Source organism: Anaerolineae bacterium (assembly GCA_014360855.1).
Taxonomy (GTDB): domain Bacteria; phylum Chloroflexota; class Anaerolineae; order JACIWP01; family JACIWP01; genus JACIWP01.
In genome coordinates, this window is record JACIWP010000191.1 from 1 (window position 1) to 6,126 (window position 6,126).

Here is a 6,126-nt window from a genome sequence, read left to right on the forward strand (position 1 = left end):
GTGGCGGTATGCCGGCCGTTCGCACAGATGATACCACCGACGACCGCAGAAGTCCAAATGAGAAAACCCCCTTGATAACCGGATGGGATGAGTGTATTTTGAGCATGGTGTGATTGGCGGCGGTGCGGTTAGTGCTCTCACAGCCCGTGGTCTATTTGCCGAGGATGATGAAGCGGTAAGGGGATGTGGGGTGAGGTGACAGTCACCTATAAGGTGACTGTCACCTTATAGCCCTTGTTTCGCGCCGGTTGACAACTCCCTGATCTAATGGTAATATCACGCACTACAGCGCTTGTAAAGCTTCCCACCATGAGTCCGTCAGCTCCCCGCCGGGATGGGGGAGGTTGCGACGCCGGCGTCGCGGTGCATATGCCGGCTGGCCCCTGTGCGTTCCCCACTGCGATCGCACCAGCCCTGTAGGTCAATGCCGACGATCTCCCAATGGATTTAATATGGGCATCATGCGCCCTGAAACAATTCTCGTGTGAAAAAGGAGGATGAATAGTTCCTATGCGCACCCTGGTCATGAAGTTCGGTGGGACATCGGTCGGAAGCCCGGAGGCCATTCGACAGGCCGCGGATATCATCCTGGAGCATGCTCCGCAGTGGGACCGCCTGGTAGTGGTGGTCTCTGCGATGAGCGGAGTGACCGATGCCTTGACTAAGGGTGCATTGACTGCGGCCGCCGGCGATGACCAGACCTACCGCGCCGTCGTGGCCGATTTGCGAGCACTGCATTACCGCGCCGTGGACCAGCTTCTGCCCCCAGAAGGAGAGCGGGGCGCCCTGTTCGCCGTCGTTGACGAGTACCTGGACACCTTCGATACCTTTTGTCGGAGCATTCACGTGCTGGGGGAGGTGACACCGCGCGCCATGGATGCGGTCACCTCGCTGGGGGAGCGCATCAGCGCCCGTATCGTGGCCGCCTATTTGCGCCAGCGCGGGGTGAAGAGCGAGGCGGTGGATGCCACGGAGCTGGTCATCACGGATGACACGTTCCAGAACGCCGCGCCGCTGATGGAGGAGACGCGGGCGCGGGTGCAGAGCCGGCTGATTCCCATGCTGGAGGCCGGCGTCCTGCCGGTTGTCACCGGCTTTATCGGCGCCACCCGCGAGGGCATCACCACCACGTTGGGGCGCGGTGGGAGCGATTACAGCGCCGCCATCCTGGCCGACTGCCTGGACGCCGAGGAGCTGTGGATATGGACCGATGTGGACGGGGTCATGACGGCTGACCCGCGCTGGGTGCCGGAGGCACGGGTCATCCCCACCCTCTCGTACAGCGAAGTGGGGGAACTGGCGTATTATGGCGCTAAGGTGGTGCATCCCAAGACCATCCGTCCGGTCATCGAGCGGGATATCCCGGTGTGGGTGAAGAACACCTTCAACCCGCAGTTCCCGGGCACGCTTATCACGCGGGAGGCGGAGCCGGCTGCCGGCACCGTCAAGGCGGTCACCGCCATCAAGGGCATGAGCATGGTCACCGTGGAAGGCCGGGGCATGATCGGCGTGCCGGGCATCGCCGCGCGCACCTTTGCCGCGGTGGCCAGCCAGGGCACCAGCGTGCTGATGATCTCCCAGTCCTCGTCCGAGCAGTCCATCTCCTTCGTGATTCCCAGCAGTTCCGTGTCCAAGGTGGTGCGGGCTATCGAGAAAGAGATGGCGCTGGAGCTGGCCCGCCGGGATATTGACCGGGTGTGGTCGTTGGATGATGTGGTCATTGTCACCGCTGTGGGGGCCGGCATGCGCCACACCACAGGCGTGGCGGCGCGCATTTTCGGCGCCCTGGCGAAGGCCGAGGTGAACGTCATCGCCATCGCCCAAGGCTCTTCGGAGTGCAGTATTTCCCTGGTGGTAGAGGCCGATGCCGCGGTGCGAGCCGTGCGGCAGATCCATGATGAGGTTATTCTGAATGCGGGGGCTCTCGAAGCGGCGGCTGTGCCGGCCGGCGAAGGAGGTGGGAAATGACCTATCGCGCCTGGTTGGAGTGCATCCGCGGCTGTGGCCGGCGCTATTCCGTCTATGACGTCATCTACCGCTGTGAGGACTGCGGCGGCCTGTTGGATGTGGAACATGACCTGGAGGCGTTGAAGACGCGCAGTGCCGCCGGCTGGATGCGCCTCTTCGAAGAGCGCACCCGCACCAACGAATGGCCCTATGGGTCGGGAGTATGGGGCAAGAAGGAATGGGTCCTGCCCCAAATCGAGAATGAGAACATCGTCTCCATGTATGAGGGGCATACCAACTGCTTCTGGGCGGAGCGCCTGGGCAAGGAAATTGGCGTGCCGGACCTGTGGATCAAGCTGTGCGGCAACAGCCATACCGGTTCGTTCAAAGACCTGGGCATGACGGTGCTGGTCTCGGCGGTGCGGCAGATGATCGCCGACGGCCGGCCCATTCGAGCTGTGGCCTGTGCCTCCACAGGAGATACCTCCGCGGCGTTGGCCGCCTATTGTGCCGCCGCCGGCATTCCCGCCATCGTCTTCCTGCCGCGCGGCAAGGTCTCCACGGCCCAACTGGTCCAGCCCATTGCCCACGGCGCCACCGTGCTCGCCCTGGACACCGATTTCGACGGCTGTATGCGGATCGTCCAGCAGGTTACGGCGGACAAGACCATTTACCTGGCCAATTCCATGAATCCCCTGCGCATGGAGGGCCAGAAGACGGTGGCCATTGAGCTGGTCCAGCAGTTCGACTGGGAGGTGCCGGACTGGATTGTCATCCCGGTGGGCAATCTGGGCAACGTCAGCGCCATTGGCAAGGGTTTTTTGATGATGAAGGAGCTGGGGTTGATCAACAAGCTCCCGCGCATCGCCTGTGCCCAGTCGGCGCGCGCCAACCCGCTGTATTTGAGCTATCTGACCGGCTTCAAGGAATATCGGCCGGTGAAGGCCGGCAAGACGCTGGCCAGCGCTATCCAGATCGGCAACCCGGTGAGCTATGAGCGGGCGGTGAAAATCCTGCGGCAGTTCAACGGCGTTGTCGAACAGGCCACCGAGGATGAGCTGGCCAATGCGGCCGCCCGCGCCGACCGCACGGGGCTATATACCTGCCCGCATACGGGCGTGGCGCTGGCCGTGCTCTTCAAGCTCATCGAGCGGGGGGAGATCCAGCGGAACGATCGCGTGGTGGTCATTTCCACCGCCCACGGCCTCAAGTTCACCGATTTCAAGGTCGGGTATCACGATGGGGTGCTGGCGGATGTGGTGGCGCGCTACCGCAACCCGCCGGTCGAACTGCCGGCGGATTACGATGCCGTGCGTAGGGCTATTGACAAAGCAGTTGGGGAATAGCAGGCGCAAAGCGGCCGGCCGGGGAGATTCAGCCGGCCGTTTCGTTTTCCTCCGGCCGGCGGAGCATCAGCATGAAGTGCATGCCGACGCCGGCGGCCAGGGTATTGGTAACAGTCCCATACTGGATGGCCAGCTCCTTGAGCCGGCGCAGTTTTTCCTCCGGTTCGGCGCTCTCCAACGTGAGGGTCACGTCAATGCGCACCAGGGCCGGCGGGTCCTCCCGGCGGTAGCCGGCCAGGTCCACGGTCACCCCGTCCACCTGCAGGTGCATTTTTTCCGCCAGAGAATTCACGTTGGTGATGATGCAGGTGCCGAGCGCGGCCAGCAGGGTTTCGACAGCGTTGAAGCCGGCGGTCGGGTCTCCCCGGCGCACTCCCAGACGCAGTTCATGGTCGCGAGTGCTGGCAGTGGCATGCGCTTCATCCTCGCGGCGCACCTGCACTCGGTAGGCCCGCAGGCCCTTTTCCTCGTGGGTCATATGTCTGCTCCGTTGTCCCGCAAACCTGAGTGGTACGGGCCATTATTATAATGATGCTGTACCGAAATTGTCAAAGTCTGAGGTTGGTGAACGGTGGGGGTCAGTGCGCCCGCCGGCGGGCGCCAACGCCCAGCCGCCAGCAAAGGTAGGCACCGAGGATGGAGATGCCGCCGGCGATGCCCAGGGTGACGCGAATGCCGAGCCATTCCGCCAGCGCCGAGCCGAGCAGGGGGCCGGCGAACACCGCCAGGTTGGCGAAGACCGCGTTCAGCGCGGCAAAGCTGGCGCGCTTATCCGGCGGCGTGGTCTCCAGCAGGCCCTCGAAGAAAGAAATGTCCACGCCGCCGGTAAAGAAGCCCCACAGGACAGCAACCGGCAGAAGCCACCAGTCCTGATGGATGAAGGCGGTGGCGATGGGGTACAGGGCCACACCGACGGAGCTGAGGATGAGGACCTCACGATGGCCGCGGCGCGCCGCCAGCCGGCCGAAGAGGAAGTAGCCGGCGACCAGCGAGGCCTGTGCGATGGTGGTGCGCAGGCCGATGATGGTGTCGCTGGCGTGCAGTTCCCGCACCCAAAAGATGCTGAACAGGGCCACCGGCAGGGCCGCGCCCAGGCGGACAAAGAAGGTCGCCCAGTTGTACTTCATGAAGTCCGGCGACTGCAGCATGGGTTGGATGAGTTCGGACAGGCGCTCTCGTAAGGAGCGGCGCGCCGGCGGGATGACCGGCTGGGTCTGCGGCATTTTGATGCGGGAGAAGTACCCCAGGCTCACAAAGCCGGCGATGGCCGAGATGAAGAAGACGAACTGGTAATTCCAGGGGAATGGGATGGCGCGCAGGTCCAGCAGTTTGCCGAAGCCGGCCACGCAGACGGCAGTGACGACGCTCAGCAGTGCCCAGCGGCCCCCGTTGACCGCTGGCCGGCGCGCCGGCGGGACGATGGCTCCCACCACCGAGGTCCACGCCGGCACCACCACGGCCGCCGGGAATGCCTGGATGGTCCAGATGAGCACGATCAGCCAGGGCTGTAGCCCAAGGGCCAGGAAGGGCACAAAGGCCACCAGGACATAGGTCAGCCGGAAAAAGAAGCGGAACAGGGTGGTCAGATGGACATGATCGCGCTGGCGCTCGACGTACATGCTGGCCGGCAGGGAGAACAGCACCCCCACCAGCGCCGGCAGGGCCGTCAGGGCGCTGATGAAGAAACTGCTGGCCTGAATGCGCGCCAGGTACACCGGCAGGAAGGTGCCTGTGCCGGCGGTCAGGACGCCCTGCCAGGCGGTGTCCCAGTACAGCAGGCGGATATTCTCCTCTTCCTGGGTGGGCGGCAGTTGCCGGCGCAGAGCACGCCGTCTCCGCCACCGCCATAGGGAATACTGCAGATGCCAGTGCCAGTATCTCCACGCCGCGGGTCTCATGGGTGAATAGCGTCCGATGACAACCTGTTGTTATGATGAGGATTGGGCGAGGTAACGACTGCGCAGTTGTCCACAGCCGGCCTGAACATCCAACCCTCGCCGCACCCGCACACTACAGGGAATATGGTGGCGTTCCAGCTCCTCCATGAATACCCGGACCCGCGCCGGCGGGGAGGGACGGTACGGGCTGTTCTCCACCGGATTGACGGGGATGAGATTGACGTGTACCGGCAGGCCGGCGAACAGCTCCGCAAGCTCCGCGGCCTGTGCTTTGTGGTCGTTCACTTTTTTGATGAGGGCGTATTCGATGGTGATGCGCCGGCCCGTGTGCTCGAAATAGGTCTGGAGGGCCTGCCGCACCTGTGCCAGGGGATAGCGGCGGTTCAGGGGCACCAACTGGTCGCGCAGGGCATCGTTGGGCGCGTGCAGAGAGATGGCCAGGCGCACCTGCAGGGGCTCCTGGGCCAGGCGCAGGATGCCCGGCACCACGCCGGCGGTGGAGATAGTGATGTGGCGGTCCCCCAGGTTGAAGCCCTTGGGGTCGGTCAGGATGCGCAGGGATTTCAGCACGGCGTCCAGGTTCAGTAATGGCTCTCCCATGCCCATGTAGACCACGTTGGTGAGCGGGCGGGCGTCCGCCGGCGCAAACTCCCGCGCCGCGCGGGCGATGAGGATCACCTGGGCGACGATCTCGCCGGCGGTCAGGTTGCGGCGGAAGCCGGATTTGCCTGTGGCGCAGAAGTCACAGCGGATGGGACAGCCGACCTGCGTCGAGATGCAGGCGGTGCGCCGGCGTTCATAGAGCATTAGTACGCTCTCGATGGTCTCGCCGTCCGGCAGTTGCAGGAGGAATTTGCGCGTGAGCTGATCCCGCGAGACCAGCTTCTCCAGGACCTGCAGGGGGTGGAGGGTGGCATGACGTGCCAGGTGATCTC

The 6,126-nt window shown here is 64.0% G+C and carries 5 protein-coding genes; 2 read left to right on the forward strand and 3 right to left on the reverse strand.

Features of this window, described 5'->3' with window-relative positions:
* Positions 1–510: 510 nt before the first annotated feature.
* Positions 511–1,968, forward strand: a complete 1,458-nt coding sequence (locus tag H5T60_10520) for an aspartate kinase (protein ID MBC7242865.1) — start codon at positions 511–513, stop codon at positions 1,966–1,968.
* On the forward strand, positions 1,965–3,293 hold the full coding sequence (gene thrC / locus H5T60_10525; protein ID MBC7242866.1) for a threonine synthase: 1,329 nt from the start codon (positions 1,965–1,967) through the stop codon (positions 3,291–3,293). Before H5T60_10520 ends, thrC begins: the two co-directional genes overlap by 4 nt.
* Positions 3,294–3,321: 28 nt before the next feature.
* Here the strand turns inward: thrC and H5T60_10530 are convergent, their stop codons facing one another.
* The 3 genes from H5T60_10530 to rlmN all read right to left on the reverse strand — a co-directional run.
* Positions 3,322–3,771: an OsmC family protein gene (locus tag H5T60_10530; protein ID MBC7242867.1), complete on the reverse strand. Its 450-nt coding sequence runs from the start codon at positions 3,769–3,771 to the stop codon at positions 3,322–3,324.
* A 100-nt stretch (positions 3,772–3,871) separates the two neighbouring features.
* Positions 3,872–5,191, reverse strand: coding sequence for an MFS transporter (locus H5T60_10535; protein MBC7242868.1), 1,320 nt, complete (start codon positions 5,189–5,191; stop codon positions 3,872–3,874).
* Between the two features lie 30 nt (positions 5,192–5,221).
* Positions 5,222–6,126: 23S rRNA (adenine(2503)-C(2))-methyltransferase RlmN (gene rlmN / locus H5T60_10540; protein ID MBC7242869.1), on the reverse strand; the 905-nt coding region annotated here is incomplete at its 5' end.

Bases quoted from the DNA above. Each gene is read 5' to 3' on its own strand.
- H5T60_10530 (MBC7242867.1), bottom strand. From the start codon at position 3,771: ATGACCCACGAGGAAAAGGGCCTGCGGGCCTACCGAGTGCAGGTGCGC.
- H5T60_10535 (MBC7242868.1), bottom strand. From the start codon at position 5,191: ATGAGACCCGCGGCGTGGAGATACTGGCACTGGCATCTGCAGTATTCC.
- thrC (MBC7242866.1), top strand. From the start codon at position 1,965: ATGACCTATCGCGCCTGGTTGGAGTGCATCCGCGGCTGTGGCCGGCGC.
- H5T60_10520 (MBC7242865.1), top strand. From the start codon at position 511: ATGCGCACCCTGGTCATGAAGTTCGGTGGGACATCGGTCGGAAGCCCG.